The sequence below is a fragment of the Roseomonas sp. GC11 genome (assembly GCF_024437745.1).
Classification (GTDB): domain Bacteria; phylum Pseudomonadota; class Alphaproteobacteria; order Acetobacterales; family Acetobacteraceae; genus Pseudoroseomonas.
Window position 1 is genome coordinate 34761 of sequence record NZ_JANFNY010000017.1, and the last position, 19399, is coordinate 54159.

Here is a 19399-nt window from a genome sequence, read left to right on the forward strand (position 1 = left end):
CTTCCCGGCCCTGGCCCGCGCCGCCGCCCGTGAAGGCACCCTGATGCACACGCTGCTGAATGTCGTGGCGCCGATCTTCCTGCTGATCGGCATCGGCTACATCTCCGCCCGCCAGAAATGGATTTCCGAGGAGGCGCTGCGCGGGATGACGGATTTCGTCTTCCGCCTCGCCATGCCCTGCCTGCTGATCAACGGCGCCACCTCGCCGCACCCCAATGGCGGGCCCACCGCCTTCGCCTTCTTCACCGGCTGCCTCACCGCCTATGCCCTGGCGCTGCTGCTCTCGCGCGTCGCGCTGCGGATGAAGCTGGGGGAGGGGGGAACCTTCGCCCTCAACGCCGCCTTCGGCAATACCGGGATGATCGGCATCCCGCTGGTCATCGCCGCCTATGGGCAGGCGGGGCTGTCGCAGCTGCTGGCCATCATCGGGCTGCACTCGCTCATCCTGCTGCCGCTCGGCACGGTGGTGGGGGAGATCGCCCACAATGCCCGCGCGCCGATCGGCGCCATCGCCAAATCCACCTTCCTCTCGGTGCTGAAGAACCCGATCGTGATGGCGGTGCTGGCGGGGTTCGTCATCTACCAGTCGGGGCTGGAAGTGCCCTCCGTGCTGCGGCGCTTCCTGGAGACCACCGGCATGGCCGGGCCGCCGGTGGCGCTGTTCTGCCTGGGCGCCAGCCTGCTGGCCTTCGACGCGCGGCGGGACTGGCCCTCCGCCCTGCTCTGCACGGCGCTGAAGCTGCTGCTGATGCCCGCCCTGGTCTGGCTGGTGGCCTGGGCCATCGGCCTGCCGCAACTGCCCACCGCCGTCGCCGTGCTCGCCGCCGCCATGCCCACCGGGGCCAATGCCTTCTTCATGGCCCGGCGCTACGCGGCGGGGGCGGACCGCTCAGGGGCCACCGTGCTGCTCTCCACCATCATCTCGGTGGGGACGCTCGCGTTTCTGCTCGCGGTGCTGTGACAGACAAAGGCCAGGGGCGCTGCCCCTGGACCCCGCCGGGGTGGCAGGGCCACCCCGGACCCCGCCTTCAGTGAAGGGTGAAAATGCCCTGGGCATAACGGAACTCGGCCGGCTGGGTCAGGGCAGCCGAAGCCACCCGCACGCTGTGCAGCGGGCCCTCGATCTCCTTCTGCCAGAAAGCCAGGAAACGGTGCAGCTCCGGAAATTTCGGGGCGCGGTCCAGCTTCTGCCAGACGAAACTCTGCAACAGGCCCGGATGATCGGGCAGGTGGTAGAGGATTTCCGCCGTGGTCAGGTGCCAATCGGGCAGCCGGACAATGGCCTCGATATCCCGTAGCAGCATCGGCATGGGTCTCCGTTCTGGTCCACCCCCGGGCCGGGAGGACCAGCATGCCATGAGCCCCTTGCGAAATTGCAAGAAAAATGACTTCAAAACAGTGCCTTGGCACTCATTGCGCGGGAGTGCTGCTTGGCGCTTGACGGCACTCGCAGAGTTTCCTAGATCGTCAGCACTCGCCGGGGGTGAGTGCTAACAGGCTTGCCCGCCGGCCGAGGCAACCGTCGCTGAATGCGCCATTGAAGGGCGTCAGGAGAGGGCCATGAAGTTTCGTCCCCTGCATGACCGCGTCGTCGTCCGCCGGCTGACCGCCGAGGAAAAGACCGCGGGTGGCATCATCATCCCCGACACCGCCAAGGAGAAGCCGATGGAAGGCGAGATCGTCGCCGTCGGTTCCGGCGCCCGGAACGAGAAGGGTGACCTCGTCGCCCTCGACGTGAAGGTTGGTGACCGCGTTCTGTTCGGCAAGTGGTCCGGCACCGAGGTCAAGATCAGCGGCGAAGAGCTGCTGATCATGAAGGAATCCGACCTGATGGGCGTGATCGCCGCCTGATTTCGGCGCGCGGACCCCATTCTTTCCAACAGATCAGACGAGGTAGAGAACCATGGCTGCTAAGGACGTGAAGTTCGGCGCCAACGCCCGTGAGCGCATGCTGCGCGGCGTGGACATCCTGGCCGACGCCGTGAAGGTGACGCTGGGCCCGAAGGGCCGCAACGTCGTCATCGACAAGTCCTTCGGTGCCCCGCGCATCACGAAGGACGGCGTGACCGTCGCCAAGGAAATCGAGCTGGCCGACAAGTTCGAGAACATGGGCGCCCAGATGGTGCGCGAAGTGGCCTCGAAGCAGAACGACCTGGCCGGTGACGGCACCACCACCGCGACCGTGCTGGCCCAGGCCATCGTCCGCGAGGGCGCCAAGGCCGTGGCCGCCGGCATGAACCCGATGGATCTGAAGCGCGGCGTCGACAAGGCCGTGGCCGTGATCGTCGCGGAGCTGCAGGCCAAGACCCGCAAGATCACCACCTCCGCCGAGGTGGCCCAGGTCGGCACCCTCTCCGCCAATGGCGAGGCCGAGATCGGCCGCATGATCGCCGAGGCGATGGAGAAGGTCGGCAACGAGGGCGTGATCACGGTTGAGGAAGCCAAGGGCATCCAGACCGAGCTCGACGTCGTCGAGGGCATGCAGTTCGACCGCGGCTATGTCTCCCCGTATTTCATCACGAATGCGGAGAAGATGATCGCCGAGCTCGACAACCCCTACATCCTGATCCACGAGAAGAAGCTGTCCCAGCTGCAGCCGATGCTGCCGCTGCTGGAGAGCGTCGTGCAGTCCGGCCGCCCGCTGGTGATCGTGGCCGAGGATGTCGAGGGTGAGGCCCTGGCCACCCTGGTCGTCAACAAGCTGCGCGGTGGCCTGAAGATCGCCGCCGTCAAGGCTCCTGGCTTCGGCGACCGCCGCAAGGCGATGCTGGAAGACATCGCCATCCTGACCGGCGGCCAGGTGATCTCCGAGGATCTCGGCATCAAGCTCGAGACCGTCACGCTGCAGATGCTTGGCCAGGCCAAGACCATCCGCATCGAGAAGGAGAACACCACGATCGTCGACGGCGCCGGCTCCAAGGAAGACATCCAGGGCCGCGTCGAGCAGATCAAGGCGCAGATCGAGGAGACCTCCTCGGACTACGACCGTGAGAAGCTGCAGGAGCGCCTGGCGAAGCTGGCCGGTGGCGTCGCCGTCATCCGCGTCGGTGGCTCCACCGAGGTCGAGGTGAAGGAGCGCAAGGACCGCGTCGACGACGCCCTGCACGCGACCCGCGCCGCCGTCGAGGAAGGCATCGTTCCGGGTGGTGGCGTGGCCCTGCTGCGCGCCAGCCTGAAGCTCTCCGACGTGGCCGTCGCCAACAACGACGAGAAGGTCGGCGTCGAGATCGTCCGCCGCGCCATCCAGGTGCCGCTGAAGCAGATCGCCGAGAACGCCGGCAAGGACGGCGCCGTGATCGCCGGTGAAGTCCTGCGCGACGACACCTACGAGTACGGCTACGACGCCCAGGCCGACGCCTACAAGAACCTGGTCGAGGCCGGCATCATCGACCCGACCAAGGTCGTCCGCACGGCTCTGCAGGACGCGGCCTCCGTCTCGTCCCTGCTGATCACCACCGAGGCGATGATCGCCGAGCGCCCCGAGAAGAAGGCTCCGGCCGCTCCGGGTGGCATGGGCGGCATGGGCGGCGACATGGACTTCTGATCCTTCGGGATCAGGGTTCACGCCCAGGCTTCAGAAAGAGACTTGAGGAAGGGGGCGGCCCGCCAGGGCCGCCCCTTTTCGCGTTGTGGGATTTTATTGCGAAAGCGTGACCGGTTCCTCTGGTTTAAATTGACACCGCATTAACGATCTGCCCCACTACCGGGGCCAACCGCTTCCGCTCGCCTTGCCGTGCCTCCGGAGACCCGGTCGCCCACAAGCCGTCCCGGGATTCCGGCTGGGTCAACAGGCGGAGGCGCTTGTGCCACCGCCGCGCGAACAAGGAGTGCGTCGCATGGCGATCGGCACCGTGAAGTGGTTCAACGCGACCAAGGGTTTCGGCTTCATTGTCCCGCAGGATGGTGGCAAGGACGTTTTCGTCCACATCACCGCCGTGCAGAAGGCCGGGCTGCAGGGCCTGAACGAGAACCAGAAGATCAGCTACGACGTGGCCATGGAGCGCGGCAAGGCCGCCGCCACCAACCTCAAGCCGCTCTGAAGGTTACGGCCGTTGAGGGGGCTTTGCCCCCTCAAACTCCCCCCTTCTTTCCCCTGGACAGGGGACGGGGTCCCCTGCACCCGCCATCCGTTTAGAATTTAAACAAATGGGTTCCCAAAGGCCTCAGGCCTTTGGTGGCTGCGCGGCACTGCCGCGCAGGTGCAGAGAGGGGCGAAGCCCCTCTCAAGAGCACGGCGCAGGAAGCCCGCGCCGAGGGCGGCGAAGCGGGCCACCTCGCCATTGTCCTTGCCATAGCCATGGCCGCCCGCCTCGGGCTCATAGAAATGGGCATCATAGCCCATGGCCTGGAGCTTGGCGGCCATTTTGCGGGCATGGCCGGGGTGGACGCGGTCATCCCGCCGCGTCGTCGCCAGCAGGATGGGCGGGTAGCGCCGCCCCGGCTCCGCCGCGTGATAGGCGGAGAAGGCGCGGATGAAGTCCCATTCCTCCGGGATGTCCGGGTCGCCATATTCGGCGATCCAGCTCGCCCCCGCCAGCAGCCTAGTGTAGCGCCGCATGTCGATGAGCGGGATGGTGCAGAACAGCGCGCCGAAGCGCTCCGGATAGCGCGTCAGCATATTGGCGATCAGCAGCCCGCCATTCGAGCCGCCCTCGGCCGCGATGCGCTCCGGCACGGTGACGCCGCGTGCGACGAGATCGGCCGCGATGGCGGCGAAATCATCATGGCTCTGGCGCTTCAGGGCGCGGCGGCCGGCCTCGTGCCAGGCGGTGCCGAATTCGCCGCCGCCGCGGATCTGGCCGATCACCGCCGTGCCGCCCTTCTCCAGCCAGAGCCGCCCCGTCACCGCCGAATAGGAGGGCAGGCGCGAGACCTGGAAGCCGCCATAGGCCGAGAGATGCACCGCCGCCCGCCCTGGTGCCCGTCCGCTGGCCTCCCCGCGCGGGCCGATCTGGACATAGGGAATGCGCTCCCCATCCGTCGAGACGGCCTCATGCCGGGTGACGACCAGCCCCTCCGCCACGAAGCTGGGGGTGGAGGCCTTCAGCAGCGCCGGGGTGGCGGGGGCCTTGGCATCGGCCAGCAGCAGTTGCGGCGGCGTCACCGGGTCCTGCGCCATCACCAGCAGGCTGCCATCCGACTCCTCCTCATCGGCGTCGAGCGGCCAGAGGCTGACCACGCCGATGCGCGGCAGGTCCGGGATCTCGGCCCGCTGCCACGGCCCCGCGCCGGGGGTGAGGATCTCGAAGACGGGGGCGAGGTTGTCGAGGATGCTCAGCACCAGCCGCCCGTCGCACCAGAAGAAGCCCTGGAGCGCCCGGCGCGGCGCCGGGGTGAAGAGGATCTGCGGTGCCACCCGCCCGGCCAGCAGATCGGCCAAGGTGAGGCCGAGCAGCGTATCCGTGGCATAGGTCGTGCCGCCCACCACCCAGGGCGTGCGCGGCTTCACGGCGAGGAAGCCGCGCTGCCACATATAATGCGCGTCGCTCGGCAGGGGGATTTTGGTCTGGGGCCCCGTGCGGTCGCCGATCCACACCGTGGCGTCGAAGAAGCCGGTGCGCTCGATGAAGACCAGGGTTTCCTGCCCCGCCTCGCGGTCCACGCTGCCCCAGGCGGCCATGCTGGCCTCCGGCACCTCGAAGATCACCGGGGCGGCGAGCGGCGATTCGCCCCGGCGCCAGAGCCGCACCCGGCGGGCATAGCCGGAGGTGGTGGCATTGCCCTCGCCCAGGGCGGTGCTGAGCAGGAGGGTGTCGCGGTCCAGCCATTCGGCGCCGCCCTTGGCCTCGGGCAGGGTGAAGCCCTCGGGCAGGAAGCGCCGGGCGGTGAGGTCGAATTCGCGGACCACCACCGCATCGCCACCGCCGCGCGAGAGGCGGATCAGCGCGCGGTCCAGCGCCTTGGGCAGCAGGGCGGAGCCGGCCCAGACCCAGTCCTCGCCCTCCTCGCGGGCCAGGGCATCGAGGTCCAGCAGCACCTCCCAGAGCACCTCTCGGTCCGGGGCCTCCTGGCGGAAGGAAGCGAGGCTGGTGCGGCGCCAGAGGCCGCGCGGATGGGCCTCGTCCTGCCAGAGATTATAGACCAGACCGCCGCGCCGGCTGATGAAGGGCAGCTTGCCCGGCCGGTCCAGCGCCGCCTTCAGCCCGGCGGCATCGGCGGCCATCTGGTCATCCTCCAGCGCGGCGAGGGTGCGGGCATTCTGCTCCGCCACCCAGGCCAGGGCCCGGCTGCCCTCGATCTCCTCCAGCCACAGCCAGGGATCGTCATCGGGGGCTTCCAGGGTCGGGCGCGGGTCCATGTTGTCTTCCTTTTTGGTGGTGGCGCTCCGGGCCACGGTAGAATGAGGGGGCCTTGCCCCCTCAACCCCCAGCAGGGGACAGGGTCCCCTGCACCCGCCTTCAGTGTTTCAGCAAATGGGTTTCCAAAGGCCTCAGGCCTTTGGTGGCTGCAAGGCACTGCCTTGCAGGTATGAGAGGGGCAAAGCCCCTCTCATCAACAGGCACGATGCTCAGACGATCTGGTAGCGCGCCTTGGCCGCGCGCTCGATGGCGCCGGCGATCAGGCGGTCGATATCCATGTTGATGCGGAAATCCTGGAGGAAGCGCAGTTCCTCCTGGGTGGCGTCGCCATCGGCGGCGGCGACCTCGCAGGCCAGCAGATAGGCGGTCTCGCGCAGGCGGGGCGGCAGGGCGTCGCGGATCAGCTCACAGGCGCGGTCCAGCCCGTCCGTCTGCTCCAGCAGGCGCAGGCAGGTCTCGGTGACGGCCTCGATCTCCTGCGGGTGGAAATCCGAGAAGACGGGCAGTTCCTGCACCAGGCGCGACATCATGGCCAGCTCCGCATCCGACATGGTGCGGTCGGCGGCGGACATCAGGACCATGGCGCAGATCAGCGCCTCCTGTGGCGAGAAGCGGATCTTGGCATGCGGCATCGGGTCTTCCTTCCTGCGCAACGCGTATCGCGTTGGCGTGCGCGGTTCAACGTTCCGCCAGGAAGGCGGTTGTCTCGCGCACCGCCTCGGCGAGGCCCAGGCGGCGCGGGGTGACGCCCTCCGGCAGTCCGGCCAGCAGGCGGGAGGGAGTGCGCGGGTCGAGCAGGACGAAGACGCCGCGGTCATCGGCGCGGCGGATCAGCCGGCCGAAGGCCTGGCGCAGCCGGTGCCGGGCGATGGCGTCGTCATAGCCCGAGGGCCGCCCGCCGGAGAGGTGGATTCGCCGCTCGCGGTGCAGGATGGAGGGGCGCGGCCAGGGCACGCGGTCAAAGACCAGCAGGCGCAGGGCGCGGCCCGGCACATCCACCCCGTCGCGCAGCGCATCGGTGCCGAGCAGGCAGGAATCTTCCTCGGCGCGGAAGATGTCCACCAGCGTGGCGCTGTCCATGGCATCCACATGCTGGGCGTAGAGTGGCAGCCCGGCCTCGGCCAGGGCGGGGGCGATGCGGGCATGGACATCGCGCAGCCGGCGGATGGCGGTGAAGAGGCCGAGCGCGCCGCCGCCCGCGGCCACGAAGAGCTGCTGCATGGCCGCCGCCACCTGGCCGGGGCTGTCGCGGTTCATGTCCTCGATGATGAAGGCGCGGGTATTGGCGGCATAGTCGAAGGGGGAGGGCACGGCGGCGCGCACCGCCGGGATGGGCAGATGCTGCACGCCGGTGCGCTGCTCGGCCTCGATCCAGGCGGCTTCCGGGTCGCGCCGGGCGGCGTCGCGCAGCGTGGCGGAGGCGATCAGCACGCCATGCGCCGGCGCCGCCACCTGGGTGGCGAAGGGCAGGGTAGGGTCGAGCCAGTGGCGGTGCAGCCCGGCATCGCTATCGCGCCCCTCGCGCCGGGTGAGGGCGCACCAATCCACATAGGTGGGGCGCTGGCCCGGCTCGGGCGGCGCCTCGTGCAGGCGGCGCAGCATGGCGATCCAGGCGGCCAGCGGGATCAGCGCGCGGCGCTCGATGCTGCGGCTGGCGGTTTCCAGGCGGATGCGGGTGCCGGTCTCCAGCTCCTGCTCCGGGTCCTCCAGCAGGTCGGTGATGAGCTTGCCGAGGTATTTCAGCGGGTCGCGCAGCCGCTCCAGCGCCACTTCCAGCGCCACGGCGGCGGGCGTCACCTCGTCGAGCAGCGGGTGGAGGTCGCATTCGGCGTCGTAGAGCGGGTCCGCCTCGGCGGTGCGGGCCAGCACCTGGGCGCGGATGGCGCGCAGGAAATCCTCGGCCGGCACGCTGTCCTGGAAAGGGCGGGGGCGCGGGATGCCCGGCGCGGGGAGGGCGGGGCCGCGCGGGTCCTCGGGCGGTTCGTCCTGGTCTTCCGCGCGCTCCGCCTCCTGCTCCGGCAGGGCGGCCCAGCGGTCCCACCAGCCGGGGGAGGGCAGGGCGCGGGCGGCGTGCTCGATCAGGTCCAGCGGGGGCGCGAGGGCGGGATGGCTGGCCAGGGTTTCCTCCAGCCGCCGGCGCAGGCCGCGGGCGCGGCCCCGGCCGCCCTCATTGCCGAGCAGCCAGCGGCGCAGCTCCGCCATCTCGGCGCCCGAGAGCTCGGCGGAGAAGGCGCCATCGGCGGCATCGAAGAGGTGGTGCCCCTCATCGAAGACATAGCGCAGCGCCGGCCCGTCCTCGCCGCCGCCGAGGGCGGCCTGCACCATCACCAGCGCGTGGTTGGCCACCACCAGATGCGCCCCCGCCGCGCGGCGGATGGAATGCTCGACATAGCAGCGCTTCCAGTGCGGACAGGCGGAATGGATGCATTCGCCGCGCCGGTCGGCCAGCAGGGCGATGGCGCCGGCGGGGAAGAGTTCCATCAGCCAGCCGGGGAAATCGCCGCCCAGCAGGTCGCCATCCCGCGTCGCCAGCGCCCAGCGCGCCACCAGCCCGAGCGCCACCAGCCGCCCGGCCATGGCGCCCGTCACCGCCTCGTCATAGTTCAACAGGCAGAGATAGTTCTCCCGCCCCTTGCGGATGACGACGCGCTTCCGCCGCTCCTCCGGCTCCGGGTAGAGGCGGGCCAGCTCCTGGTCGAGCTGGCGCTGCAGGTTGCGGGTGTAGGTGGCGATCCAGACGGGGGCGCCGTTGCGCTCCGCCCAGAGGCTGGCCGGCGCCACATAGCCCAGCGTCTTGCCCGTGCCGGTGCCGGCCTCGGCCAGCACCAGGCGCGGCTCGCCGGGATTGTCGCGCGGGGCGAAGGCGAGCGAGGCGGCGGAGGCGAAATCCGCCTGGGAGGGCCGCTGCTCCGCCCCCTCGCCGAGGATCTCGGCCAGCCGCGCCCGCGCCTCGGCGGGGGTGACGGGCAGGCTGGCGGGGGGCGGGGGCGGGGCCTTCTCCTCCCAGTCCGGCAGGGTGCGCCAGACCTTCAGCGCGTCCTGGCTCGGCCGGGCGGAGGGCTGGCCGAGCGCGGCCAGCACCGATTCCGTCCACGGCCAGTCCGCCGCCTGGGCCATGCGGGCGGCGAGGGCGGCGGCCTCGCGGTTGAGTGGCGCGTTGCGGGCGCGGGCGAGGCGGCGCAGCAGCTCGGTGGCGATCTCGGGCAGCAGGGCGGCGGCGGCCTCGTCATCCGCCGGCGGCGCCATGTCGAGCGCCAGGGCGAGGCCGCGCGGCGTCGGCGGCACCGGCTGCGCCGGCAGGCAGAAGGCGAAGAGTTCCAGCAGGTCCCAGGCGCCGGGCAGGGCGGGCAGGTTGACGCGCTTCGCCGTGGCGGGGGCGTGGACGAGGATGGGCGGCCCCATCTCCCGCAGCAGGGCGGGCAGTTCCGCCGGGCGGGGGGTGAAGAGCTCGCCATCCGGCGTCAGCAGCGTGGCGCGGCCGGGGGCGGGCGTCACCAGCGCCGGGGCGGCGGGCAGCAGCAGGCGGGGGGGGAGGGCGCTGGCGGGCCCTTGGGCGCGGGACACGCCGGAACCCTAGGGGCAAAAGGCGAACAAGGCCAGGAGCACCCCCGGTTTTTCCAAAAGAGGCCAAAAGACCCTGGCGAAGATGCCCGGCGAATATGATGGCACCGCAAGGAAGGGAAGGCAGACCCGCATGACAGTGCGTTGACCGCGTGCCCCCGCGCTGGCATGGGGCGGGGCATGAGCGCCGATCCCTCTCTCCGTTCCGTCAAGGCCTGGCCCTTCGAGGAAGCCGCCAAGGTCGCCGATCGCATCGCCGCGGCGGGGAAACCGGCGGCGCTGTTCGAGACGGGCTACGGCCCCTCGGGCCTGCCGCATATCGGCACCTTCGGCGAGGTGGCCCGCACCACCTGGGTGCGCCGCGCCTTCGAGCGCCTGACCGGCCTGCCGGCCCGGCTGCTCGCCTTCTCGGACGACATGGACGGGCTGCGCAAGATCCCGGACAATATCCCGAATGGCGAGCTGCTGCGCCCGCATCTGGGCAAGTCGCTGACCGCCATCCCCGACCCCTTCGGCACGCATGAGAGCTTCGGGCACCACAACAATGCCCGGCTGCGCGCCTTCCTCGACGCCTTCGGCTTCGAATACGAATTCGCCTCGGCCACCGACTACTACCGCTCCGGCCGCTTCGACGCCGCCCTGCTGCGCATGCTGGAATGCCATGAGGAGGTGCGGCAGGTGATCCTGCCCACCCTCGGCCCCGACCGCCGCGCCACCTATTCGCCCTTCCTGCCGGTGCACCCCAGGACCGGCGTGGTGATGCAGGTGCCGATGGAGGAGCTGCGCCCGCACTCCGGCAGCGTCGTCTGGCGCGACCCGGAGACGGGGGAGCGCTTCGAGAGCCCCGTCACCGGCGGCCATGTGAAGGCGCAGTGGAAGGCGGACTGGGCGATGCGCTGGTTCGCCCTCGGCGTCGATTACGAGATGTCCGGCAAGGACCTGATCGACAGCGTCAAGCTCTCCTCCCAGATCTGCCGTGTGCTGGGGGCGGAGCCGCCGGTCAGCCTGACCTATGAGCTGTTCCTCGACGCCCAGGGCCAGAAGATCAGCAAGTCCAAGGGCAATGGCCTGACCATCGAGGAATGGCTGCGCTACGCCCCGCCGGAGAGCCTCTCCTACTTCATGTACCAGCAGCCCGGGCGGGCGAAGCGGCTGCATTTCGACGTCATCCCGCGCGCCACCGACGATTTCCTCCAGTCGCGCGAAACCCTGCTGCGCCTCCAGGCAACGGTGGCTTCCCCAGTGGATGCTGGAGTGGCCGCTGGCCAGGAGGGGGGCGTGAAGGCCGCCGATCCGCAGCCGCTGGAATGGCAGATGGCGGCGCAACCGGCCTGGCACATTTATGGCGGGGCGCTCACCAACTCGCCGCAGCCGCCGCTGACCTTCGGCATGCTGCTCAACCTCGCCACCGTGGCGGCGGCGGACACGCCGGAGCGGCTGTGGAAATTCGTCCGCAACTACGCCCCCGGCGCCACGCCCGAGACGCAGCCGCTGCTCGGCCAGCTGGTGGAATACGCCGTGGCCTATGCGCGGGACTTCGTGCTGCCCGGCCTCACGCCCCGCGCGCCAACGGCGGAGGAGCGTCCCTGCTTCCAGGCGCTGGTGGACCTGCTGCGCGCACACAGGGACGAAATCGAGGCGCTGCCGCCCGGCCTGCCGCAGGCCGAGCGCATCCAGGTCGATGTCTATGACGCCGGCCGGCGCGAGCCCTTCATCCAGGTGATGAAGGACGGCTCCCCCGGCGTGGCGCGCGGCTGGTTCAACGCGCTGTATCAGGTGCTGGTGGGGGCCGATCAGGGGCCGCGCTTCGGCAGCCTCGCCGCCGCCTATGGCGTGCCGGAGACGATCCGCCTGGTCGAGGAAGCCCTGGCCCGCCCCCTGGCTGACGCCACCCCCGCCGCGGCGCCGGAGAGCCCGGCGGCGTGACCCGCCTGCTCGCCGCGTTCCGGCGGCCGGGCGTCTGGGCCGTCCTCCGGCGGCACGCGCCGACGGTGTTCGGCCTGCTGCTGCTGGCCGGCGCCGTCTTCGTGGTACAGCGGGAGTTCCGCCACCTTTCCCTCGCCGAGATCCGCGTGGCGCTGGAGGCCATGCCCGCCCGCGCCCTCTGGGTGGCGGCGGGCTGGACCGTGCTGGCCTATGCCGTGCTGACCATCTATGACCGGCTCGGCTCGGTCTATGCCGGGCGGCCGGTCAGCTATCTGCGGACCTCGCTGGCGGCCTTCTGCTCCTACACCCTGGCGCACAATATCGGCGTCGCCGCCGTCTCCGGGGCCGCGGTGCGCTACCGCTTCTATGCCGCCTGGGGCCTCTCACCGGGGGAGATCGCCAAGGTCATCGCCTTCACCAGCCTGACCTTCGGGCTGGGGGCCATGGCGCTGGGCGGGGTGGTGCTGATCCTGGAGCCGCAGGTGGTGCCCTGGGCCGGCACCCATACGCCGGCCTGGCTGATGCGCCTGCTCGGCCTCGTCCTGGTCGGGGTGGTGACGGGCTATCTGCTGCTGTCGCGCTTCCTGCCGCATTTCACCGCCTTCGGCCACCGCATCGACCTGCCGGGCTTCCGCATGGCCTGCGCGCAGACCGTGCTGGCCGCGGTGGATGTGGCGGTGACGGCGATGATCTTCTACGCCCTGCTGCCGCCGGCGGAGGGGCTGGGCTTCCTCGGCTTCGTCGGCCTCTACCTCGCCGCCTATTCGGCCGGGCTGGCGGCCAATGTGCCGGGCGGGCTGGGCGTCTTCGACACCGCCATCCTGGTGGGCCTGCAGCCCTATATCCCGGCGCCGCAGGTGATCAGCGCGCTGCTGCTGTTCCGCTTCTACTACTACATCATCCCGCTCTTCCTGGCCGGGGCGCTCTTCGCCGGCTTTGAGATCAACCAGCGCCGCCACCTGCTGACGCGCATCGGCCCCGAGACGCGGGTGACGGATTCGCTGGAGGGCCCGGCCCTGGCCGGCCTCTCCGGGCTGGCCGGCGCGGCGCTGCTGTTCATCGGCGCGCTGCCGGCGCGCGGCTCGCGCCTCGCCCTCTGGGCCGGGGAATGGGCGGCGCTGGCCAGCCATTTCGCCGCCTCGCTGATCGGCTCGCTGCTGCTGGTGGCGGCCTATGGCATGCTGCGGCGGCTGCGCCTCGCCTGGGTCGGCGGCATCGTGCTGCTGCTCCTGGGCGGCCTGGTGGCGCTGCTGCGCGGCGAGCCCTGGTTCATCTCCGGCGGCTTCCTGGCCCTGGCCGGGCTGCTGGCCTGCATCCGCACCGCCTTCTACCGCCATGCCCGGGTGACGGGGGAGCCGCTCTCCGCCTCCACCCTGCTGCCGCTGGCGATCAGCCTGGGCGCGGCGCTGACCCTGGCGCGAATCGGCTGGCGCGAGCCGGTGGCGGATGAGCCCTGGTGGGCCGTGCCCTTCCGGCCCGAGACGCCGCACACGCTGCGCTTCGCCGTCGGCCTGTCCGGCGTGCTGCTGGTGGTGGCGGCGCTGCGGCTGCTGCGCCCGGCGCGCATCCGCCCCGCCGCCTATGACATGGCGGCGCAGGCGCGGCTCGCCGCCCTCGGCGCCCGCGTGCCGCCCCAGGCGGATGGCGCGCTCTTCGCCGAGTCGGGTGCGGGCTTTGCCTTCCTCAAGCTCGCCGATGTCTGGGTGGGGCTGGGCGACCCGGCAGGGGATGAGGCGGGGCGGCTGGCCGTGCTCTGGCGCTTCCGCGACCTGTGCGAGCGCAACGGCGTGGGCCACGCCTTCCACCAGGTGGGGCCGGAGATGCTGCGGCTCTACGAGGATACCGGCCTCGCCGGGCATGCGCTGGGCGATGGCCGCTTCCTGGTTCTGCCCGCTGGTGCGGACCCGGAGGCCCTGCTGGCGCAACTGAGTGAATTTAAGATTTAAGAATCTTCTTTTTCTGAAGAAAAAGAAGCAAAAAGACTTTTTCAGTTTGGCGTCCCGCTTCAGGCCTGAGGCGGAACGCCAACTGAAAGAAAAATTCTTCTTTCAAAAAGAACCTCTTTATCTGCCCTTACTGGCTGGCCCACAGAATGCGATGGATCCAGGCGATCTCGCTGAGGTCGAAGCTGTAATTCGGGTGGGCCGGGTTGAGGCTGGCGAGTTCGATGCGCCGGGCGGACTGGCGGAGCAGTTCCTTGGCCATCACCTCACCTTTGAGGGTGCGGACCACCACGCGGTCCCCCCGCCGCACCGGGGCGTTGGGGGAGACGATGATGATATCCCCGTCCCGGAACACGGGTTCCATGCTCTCGCCGGAGATTTCCAGCGCATAGGCGTTGGGGTCGGAGAGTTCGGGGGTGGAGATCTCATCCCAGGCGCCGCCGACGGGGTAGCCGCCATCGCCGAAATAGCCATCCCCGCCGGCCTGGGCAAGGCCGATGAGCGGGATGCGCCGGCCCGGCAGGGTGCGCGGGCCGCTGTTCAGGGCGGAGGCCGCGCCGGTGACCAGCGCGGCGAAGCTGTCCATATCCGTGCCGGTGGCGGCCAGGATCTTGGCCACCGACTCGGTGGAGGGCCAGCGTGCCCGTCCATCGGCGCCAATGCGCTTGGACGGGTTGAACGCCGTGGGGTCGAGCCCGGCCTTGCGGGCAAGCCCCGAGGGAGAGAGGCCGTGCTCCGCCGCCAGGGCATCCACGGCCCGCCAGATGTCATCATGACGCATGGGTGGATCATCCTAGGTTCCTCGTCCGAACACAATAGGAAGATCATCACACATAGGTGTTGACGCCTATAAACGAAGTCGTAAGGATTAAGGGGTAATCAACTCTCTGGCGAGGAGATCCCCGATGTCAGCAGCCCCCCGCACCCACGGCGCCCCGGTCCTGGCCTCCCTCGCCAAGGCGGAGCCCTTCGCCAGCGCCGAGGAGGCCTGGTTCTGGACCATGTCCGCCCTGATCGCCCGGCGTGAGGGCGCGCGCGTCGTGGCCGGCGCCGGCCGCGCCCAGCGCCCCTGTGAGCCCGATGACGTGCTGAAGTGCCTGGACCGCCTGTATCGCCAGCGGCGAATCGACCTCGTCCATGCCCGCATCCTGCGCCTCTGGGGCGAGCGGGGGCAGGCGCCGGACCCGCGCGCGGCGGCCGAGAAGAATGACTGGCGCATCTGGACCGAGGCGCTCTCCCGCCTCGACTGGCCGCTGCGGGTGAAGGGCATCGTCGATGGCCCGGCCCTGCGGGCGCCGGAGGAATCGGTGGTGCTGCCCTGGCCGGGGCGCGCCGCGCCGTGAGCGGCCTGACCCCCCAGGGGAATGAACCCGCGCCGGAGGAGGCAGCCCCGCCACGGGGCGATCCTCCTCCCCCATCCTCCCCCTCCCGCGGCCTGCGAATCGCCCCCCGCCATCTCCTGGCCGAGGGGGCGCAGCGCGTCTGGATCGGCTTTGGCGGGCGGGCGGACCGGCTGTGGATGCGGCTGCTCCGCCCCGGTTTCCGCCACTGCTTCGCCGCCATCGAGGATGAGCGCGGATGGACGGTGGTGGAGCCGCTTTCCGGCCGGCTGCTGGTGGCGCGGCCGGATCTCGTGCCGGGCTTCGACCTGCCGGGTTTCTACCGCCGGGCCGGGCTGACGGTGCTTGGGCCTTTCGATCCCGGGCCGCCGGTCTGCTCCTGGCTGCCGGATATGATTCCTCTCTCCTGCGTGTCCATCTGCCGTTCCCTGCTCGGGGCCGGGGCGCCTGTGGCGCTGACGCCGCATGGTTTCTACCGGAAGTTGGAGAAAATGGCGGACGATAGGAAAAAAGTCATTGACTCCGCCCCGCTGAGGGCGTAAGAAAACCCCTGTCACCGGGCGAATTGCGCCCGGCGGCATCCTCCCGATCCCCCGCAGACTGCGCGCGGCCCGCCGGACACTCCGGCGGGCCGCGCGGCTTTTTGGGGGGTCGCTTCCGCTTCCCGCCGCACCGCAGAGGAGCCCGCACGCGCATGGGTGGCCTGTTCCGCGCCCCGAAGCCGGTGGTCGTCACGACCCCGCCGGCCGCTACCCCCTCTGCCAGCACCACCGCCAGCCCGGAGGCCGTCGCCGAGACCGCCCGCGTGGACAGCCAGGAGCGCGCCCGCCGCGGGCTGGCCGGCACCATCGCGACCTCCGCGCGCGGTGTGCTGGACCCCGTGCCGGCCAGGCTGGCCGGCACCCGCAAGACCCTGCTCGGGGAATGAGTGCATGAGCCTCACCCCCGAAACCCTCCTGCCGCGCTACCAGGCCGCGCTCACCCGGCGCCGGCCCTGGGAAAGCGTCTGGCAGGAATGCTACGACCACGTCCTGGCCGAGACGCCGGGCAGTGGCGGCGCCATGCTCTATGACGCCACCGCCCCCGACGCGGCCGAGCAGCTCGCCGCCAGCCTGCTGGCCGAGCTGACGCCGCCCTGGTCGCGCTGGTTCGGCCTCGCCCCCTCGCGCGAACTGGCCGAGGGGCCGCAGGCCGCCGCCGCCGCCGCCGCGCTGGAGCAGGCGGTCGAGACCCTGCAAGGGCATCTCGACCGCTCCAACTTCGCCGTCGAGATGCACCAGGCCTTCCTGGACCTCGTGGTCGCCGGCACCGGCGTGCTGCTGGTGGAGGAGGCGCCGCCCGGCGGCCTCTCCGCGCTGCGCTTCACCGCCGTGCCGCTGCGCGAGGCGGTGCTGGAGGAGGGTGCCTCCGGCCGGCTCGACACCGTCTACCGCAGCGTGCGGATGGATGCGGCGGCGATCGCCGTGCGCTATCCGCGCGCCGTGCTGCCGCCCGGCCTGCTGGCCGAGGCGGAGGAGGGCCAGGAGCCGCGCCGCCACCGCGTGGTGGAAGCCGTCTGGCCCGAGCGCGCCGGCTGCGGCTACCTCGCCGTGCTGGAGCAGGATGGGCGTGCCCTGCCGCTCGCCGAGGGGCGCTTCCTCGACAGCCCCTTCATCGCCTTCCGCTGGATGAAGGCGCCGGGCGAGGCCTATGGCCGCGGCCCCGTGATGAAGGCGCTGCCCGACATCCGCACCGCCAACAAGGTGGTGGAGCTGGTGTTGAAGAACGCCTCCATCGCCGCCACCGGCATCTGGCAGGCGGAGGATGACGGGGTGCTGAACCCGGCCACCATCCGCCTCGTGCCGGGGGCCATCATCCCGAAGGCGCCCGGCTCGGCGGGGCTGACCCCGCTCGCGGCGCCGGGCAATTTCGACATCTCGCAGCTGGTGCTGGACGACCTGCGGGCGCGCATCCGCTCCGCCCTGCTGGCCGACCGGCTGGGCCCGCCGCGCAACGCCGCCATGACCGCGACCGAGGTGCTGGAACGCAGCGCCGAAACCGCGCGTCTGCTCGGCGCCACCTATGGCCGCCTGCAGGCCGAGCTGCTGACCCCGCTGCTCGCCCGCTGCCTCGCCATCCTGCGCCGCCGCGGCGAGGTGCCGCCGCTGCTGCTCGATGGCCGCGAGGTCCGCCTGACCTACGACTCGCCGCTGGCCCGCGTTCAGGGCCGCTCGGACGCCGCGAACACCCTGCTCTTCCTGCAGGCGGTCGCGGCGCTCGGGGCGCCGGCGGTGGCGCAGGTCGATCTCGCCGCCGCCACCCGATACCTGGCCCGCACGCTCGCCGCGCCGGCCGGCATCCTGACCCCCGCGAAGGAGTGACAGCCGCATGGCTGAGAACCTGCTGGACACCGCGCCGGACGCCGCTTCCGGCGCCGCCCGCCCGGAGGATGTGCCAGGGAATGTGCCAGGGAATGTACCAGAGAAGTTCTGGGACCCGGCGACCAATACGCTGCGCGTGGACGCCCTGCTGAAGTCCTACCGCGAACTGGAGAAGCGCCTGTCCCAGCGCTTCGTCGCCCCCGGCCCCGACTCGCCGGCGGAGGAGCAGGCCCGCTTCCGCCGCGCCCTCGGCGTGCCCGACTCGCCGGATGGCTATGACGTGCAGCCCAGGCACGAACTCTGTGGCCCGGACCCGGAGGTGAACAAGCGCCTGCATGATGCGGGCTTCACCTGCTCCCAGGTGCAGCTTGTCTACGACCTCGCGGCCGAGCGGCTGCTGCCGCTGATCGCCGAGGCCGCCGCCGATTACGAGGCGCAGAAGCAGCGCGCGAAGCTGGAACAGGAATTCGGCGGGCCGGAGGCCTATCAGCGCCTCGCGCCGCAGATCGCCGCCTGGGGGCGCGCCAATCTCGCCAGGCCGGTCTTCGAGGCGCTGGCCACCACGGCGGAAGGCGTGCTCGCCCTGCACCGCATGATGGGCAAGGCCGAGCCCAGCCTCGCCGGCAAGGCCGACGCGCCGGACGGCATCGATGAGCAGGCACTGCGCAAGATGATGCGCGACCCGCGCTACTGGCGCACCCGCGAGCCGGAATACGTCAAGCGCGTCACCGATGGTTTCCAGCGGCTCTTCGGCCGGAACGGCTGAAAGATCTCAGTCAGGGAAAGGAAGGAAGTGAACGGGGGAGAATGAATTCTCCCCCGTGCCCCCTCTTCTTTTTTCTGTCAGGGCCGGCCGGCGCTGCCGGCCGGCATCCCCTTTCGCCGTGGCGTAACCCCGCATGGGCGCCACGGAACAGCCCGCGCCGCGGCCCAGACGGGGAACCGCGCGCGGCGGGCCACCACCCTCTCCATTCACGCCCTTCCTGAAGGAATACGGCATGTCCGCTTCCATCGACCAGGTCTTCGTGAAGCAGTTCGAGTCCGAGGTGCACGAGTCCTACCAGCGCCAGGGCTCCAAGCTGCGCCCGACGGTGCGCAGCAAGACCGGCGTGCGCGGCGCCTCGACCAACTTCCCCATCGTCGGCCGCGGCACCGCCGCCGCCAAGGCGCGCAACGGCTCCGTGCCGGTGATGAACCTCTCCCACTCCAACGTCGAATGCTTCCTGCAGGACTACTACGCGGGTGAGTGGATCGACCGCCTGGACGAGCTGAAGGTCAATATCGACGAGCGCCAGGTCGTCGCCAGCGCCGGCGCCTATGCGCTGGGCCGCAAGACCGATGAGCTGATCATCGCCGCCCTCGACACCGCGACGCAGGAAGCGACCGGCACCGCCACCGGCACCACCGACAGCGACGGCCTGACCAAGGCCAAGGTGCTGCTGGCCTTCGAGATGCTGGGCGCCGCCGATGTGCCGGATGACGGCAACCGCTACGCCGTCGTCGGCTGGAAGCAGTGGAGCAACCTGCTGCAGATCGAGGAATTCGCCAACACCCAGTACATCGGCGACAGCGAACTGCCCTGGAAGGGCGTCCAGATGAAGCGCTGGCTGGGCGCGACCTGGATGCCGCATTCGGGCCTGACGCTGAGCGGCTCCACCCGCTTCTGCTACTTCTACCATAAGACCTCGGTCGGCCATGCCGTGGCGCAGGAAGTGGCGACCGACATCTCCTGGCACGGCGACCGCGCGGCCTACTTCGTCAACAACATGATGAGCCAGGGCGCCGTGCTGATCGACACCAACGGCGTCGTCCGCATGCGCTGCGCCGAATAATTCTTCCGGTTGCCGGCCAGGGCCGGGGCGCAGCCCGCGCACCCGCCCTGGCCGGGCCCGGGGGGGGGGGGGGGGGGGGGGGCCGCCCCCCCCCCCCCCCCCCCCCCCCCCCCCCCCCCCCCCCCCCCGCGCCGGGGC

17 protein-coding genes are annotated in these 19399 nt (G+C 70.7%); 12 read left to right on the forward strand and 5 right to left on the reverse strand.

Going from position 1 to position 19399, the window contains the following annotated elements; genetic code table 11:
- Positions 1–43: 43 nt before the first annotated feature.
- A complete protein-coding gene (locus NON00_RS07405) occupies positions 44–961 on the forward strand; it encodes an AEC family transporter (protein WP_256019207.1) in 918 nt (305 codons plus the stop codon).
- 67 nt (positions 962–1028) lie between these two features.
- On the opposite strand, the gene NON00_RS07410 is transcribed toward NON00_RS07405, so the two are convergent.
- Complete coding sequence (locus NON00_RS07410; RefSeq protein ID WP_256019260.1) at positions 1029–1304, reverse strand: usg protein; 276 nt, start codon at positions 1302–1304, stop codon at positions 1029–1031.
- A gap of 256 nt (positions 1305–1560) precedes the next feature.
- Here NON00_RS07410 and groES point away from each other — a divergent pair, with 256 nt between their 5' ends.
- The 3 genes from groES to NON00_RS07425 all read left to right on the forward strand — a co-directional run bounded on the left by groES (position 1561) and on the right by NON00_RS07425 (position 4040).
- Positions 1561–1851: a co-chaperone GroES gene (gene groES / locus NON00_RS07415; RefSeq protein WP_256019208.1), complete on the forward strand. Its 291-nt coding sequence runs from the start codon at positions 1561–1563 to the stop codon at positions 1849–1851.
- Positions 1852–1903: 52 nt separating this feature from the next.
- Positions 1904–3544 (forward strand): chaperonin GroEL, encoded by a 1641-nt coding sequence (gene groL, locus NON00_RS07420; protein ID WP_256019210.1) that lies wholly within the window; start codon positions 1904–1906, stop codon positions 3542–3544.
- A gap of 292 nt (positions 3545–3836) precedes the next feature.
- Positions 3837–4040 (forward strand): cold-shock protein, encoded by a 204-nt coding sequence (locus NON00_RS07425; RefSeq protein WP_256019214.1) that lies wholly within the window; start codon positions 3837–3839, stop codon positions 4038–4040.
- A 98-nt stretch (positions 4041–4138) separates the two neighbouring features.
- Here NON00_RS07425 and NON00_RS07430 read toward each other — a convergent pair whose 3' ends face one another.
- The 3 genes from NON00_RS07430 to NON00_RS07440 form a co-directional block, all read right to left on the reverse strand.
- A complete protein-coding gene (locus NON00_RS07430) occupies positions 4139–6298 on the reverse strand; it encodes a prolyl oligopeptidase family protein (protein ID WP_256019216.1) in 2160 nt (719 codons plus the stop codon).
- Positions 6299–6508: 210 nt separating this feature from the next.
- A complete protein-coding gene (locus tag NON00_RS07435) occupies positions 6509–6931 on the reverse strand; it encodes a tellurite resistance TerB family protein (RefSeq protein ID WP_256019219.1) in 423 nt (140 codons plus the stop codon).
- A gap of 46 nt (positions 6932–6977) precedes the next feature.
- Complete coding sequence (locus NON00_RS07440) at positions 6978–9863, reverse strand: ATP-dependent DNA helicase (RefSeq protein ID WP_370688687.1); 2886 nt, start codon at positions 9861–9863, stop codon at positions 6978–6980.
- 165 nt (positions 9864–10028) lie between these two features.
- Between NON00_RS07440 and lysK the strand changes: the two genes are divergently transcribed.
- Positions 10029–11786, forward strand: coding sequence for a lysine--tRNA ligase (gene lysK, locus NON00_RS07445; RefSeq protein ID WP_370688688.1), 1758 nt, complete (start codon positions 10029–10031; stop codon positions 11784–11786).
- A complete protein-coding gene (locus tag NON00_RS07450; RefSeq protein WP_256019225.1) occupies positions 11783–13732 on the forward strand; it encodes a lysylphosphatidylglycerol synthase domain-containing protein in 1950 nt (649 codons plus the stop codon). Before lysK ends, NON00_RS07450 begins: the two co-directional genes overlap by 4 nt.
- Before the next feature lie 127 nt (positions 13733–13859).
- Here NON00_RS07450 and NON00_RS07455 read toward each other — a convergent pair whose 3' ends face one another.
- Complete coding sequence (locus NON00_RS07455; RefSeq protein WP_256019228.1) at positions 13860–14510, reverse strand: helix-turn-helix transcriptional regulator; 651 nt, start codon at positions 14508–14510, stop codon at positions 13860–13862.
- Between the two features lie 124 nt (positions 14511–14634).
- Here NON00_RS07455 and NON00_RS07460 point away from each other — a divergent pair, with 124 nt between their 5' ends.
- The 6 genes from NON00_RS07460 to NON00_RS07485 all read left to right on the forward strand — a co-directional run bounded on the left by NON00_RS07460 (position 14635) and on the right by NON00_RS07485 (position 19261).
- On the forward strand, positions 14635–15072 hold the full coding sequence (locus NON00_RS07460) for a hypothetical protein (RefSeq protein ID WP_256019229.1): 438 nt from the start codon (positions 14635–14637) through the stop codon (positions 15070–15072).
- A complete protein-coding gene (locus NON00_RS07465; protein ID WP_256019230.1) occupies positions 15069–15611 on the forward strand; it encodes a hypothetical protein in 543 nt (180 codons plus the stop codon). Before NON00_RS07460 ends, NON00_RS07465 begins: the two co-directional genes overlap by 4 nt.
- A 152-nt stretch (positions 15612–15763) precedes the next feature.
- Positions 15764–15997 carry a hypothetical protein gene (locus tag NON00_RS07470; RefSeq protein ID WP_256019231.1) on the forward strand — a complete coding sequence of 78 codons (234 nt, stop codon included), beginning with the start codon at positions 15764–15766 and terminating at the stop codon, positions 15995–15997.
- Positions 15998–16001: 4 nt separating this feature from the next.
- A complete protein-coding gene (locus NON00_RS07475; RefSeq protein ID WP_256019232.1) occupies positions 16002–17429 on the forward strand; it encodes a portal protein in 1428 nt (475 codons plus the stop codon).
- 7 nt (positions 17430–17436) lie between these two features.
- Positions 17437–18195 (forward strand): capsid assembly protein, encoded by a 759-nt coding sequence (locus tag NON00_RS07480; RefSeq protein WP_256019233.1) that lies wholly within the window; start codon positions 17437–17439, stop codon positions 18193–18195.
- Between the two features lie 232 nt (positions 18196–18427).
- Positions 18428–19261 carry a phage capsid protein gene (locus NON00_RS07485; protein ID WP_256019234.1) on the forward strand — a complete coding sequence of 278 codons (834 nt, stop codon included), beginning with the start codon at positions 18428–18430 and terminating at the stop codon, positions 19259–19261.
- Positions 19262–19399: the final 138 nt, after the last annotated feature.

Coding starts and splice junctions, on each gene's coding strand:
- NON00_RS07430 (WP_256019216.1), bottom strand. CDS start 6,298: ATGGACCCGCGCCCGACCCTGGAAGCCCCCGATGACGATCCCTGGCTG.
- NON00_RS07410 (WP_256019260.1), bottom strand. CDS start 1,304: ATGCTGCTACGGGATATCGAGGCCATTGTCCGGCTGCCCGATTGGCAC.
- NON00_RS07455 (WP_256019228.1), bottom strand. CDS start 14,510: ATGCGTCATGATGACATCTGGCGGGCCGTGGATGCCCTGGCGGCGGAG.
- NON00_RS07460 (WP_256019229.1), top strand. CDS start 14,635: ATGTCAGCAGCCCCCCGCACCCACGGCGCCCCGGTCCTGGCCTCCCTC.
- NON00_RS07405 (WP_256019207.1), top strand. CDS start 44: ATGCACACGCTGCTGAATGTCGTGGCGCCGATCTTCCTGCTGATCGGC.
- NON00_RS07475 (WP_256019232.1), top strand. CDS start 16,002: ATGAGCCTCACCCCCGAAACCCTCCTGCCGCGCTACCAGGCCGCGCTC.
- NON00_RS07470 (WP_256019231.1), top strand. CDS start 15,764: ATGGGTGGCCTGTTCCGCGCCCCGAAGCCGGTGGTCGTCACGACCCCG.
- groL (WP_256019210.1), top strand. CDS start 1,904: ATGGCTGCTAAGGACGTGAAGTTCGGCGCCAACGCCCGTGAGCGCATG.
- NON00_RS07480 (WP_256019233.1), top strand. CDS start 17,437: ATGGCTGAGAACCTGCTGGACACCGCGCCGGACGCCGCTTCCGGCGCC.
- groES (WP_256019208.1), top strand. CDS start 1,561: ATGAAGTTTCGTCCCCTGCATGACCGCGTCGTCGTCCGCCGGCTGACC.
- lysK (WP_370688688.1), top strand. CDS start 10,029: ATGGGGCGGGGCATGAGCGCCGATCCCTCTCTCCGTTCCGTCAAGGCC.
- NON00_RS07425 (WP_256019214.1), top strand. CDS start 3,837: ATGGCGATCGGCACCGTGAAGTGGTTCAACGCGACCAAGGGTTTCGGC.
- NON00_RS07485 (WP_256019234.1), top strand. CDS start 18,428: ATGTCCGCTTCCATCGACCAGGTCTTCGTGAAGCAGTTCGAGTCCGAG.
- NON00_RS07435 (WP_256019219.1), bottom strand. CDS start 6,931: ATGCCGCATGCCAAGATCCGCTTCTCGCCACAGGAGGCGCTGATCTGC.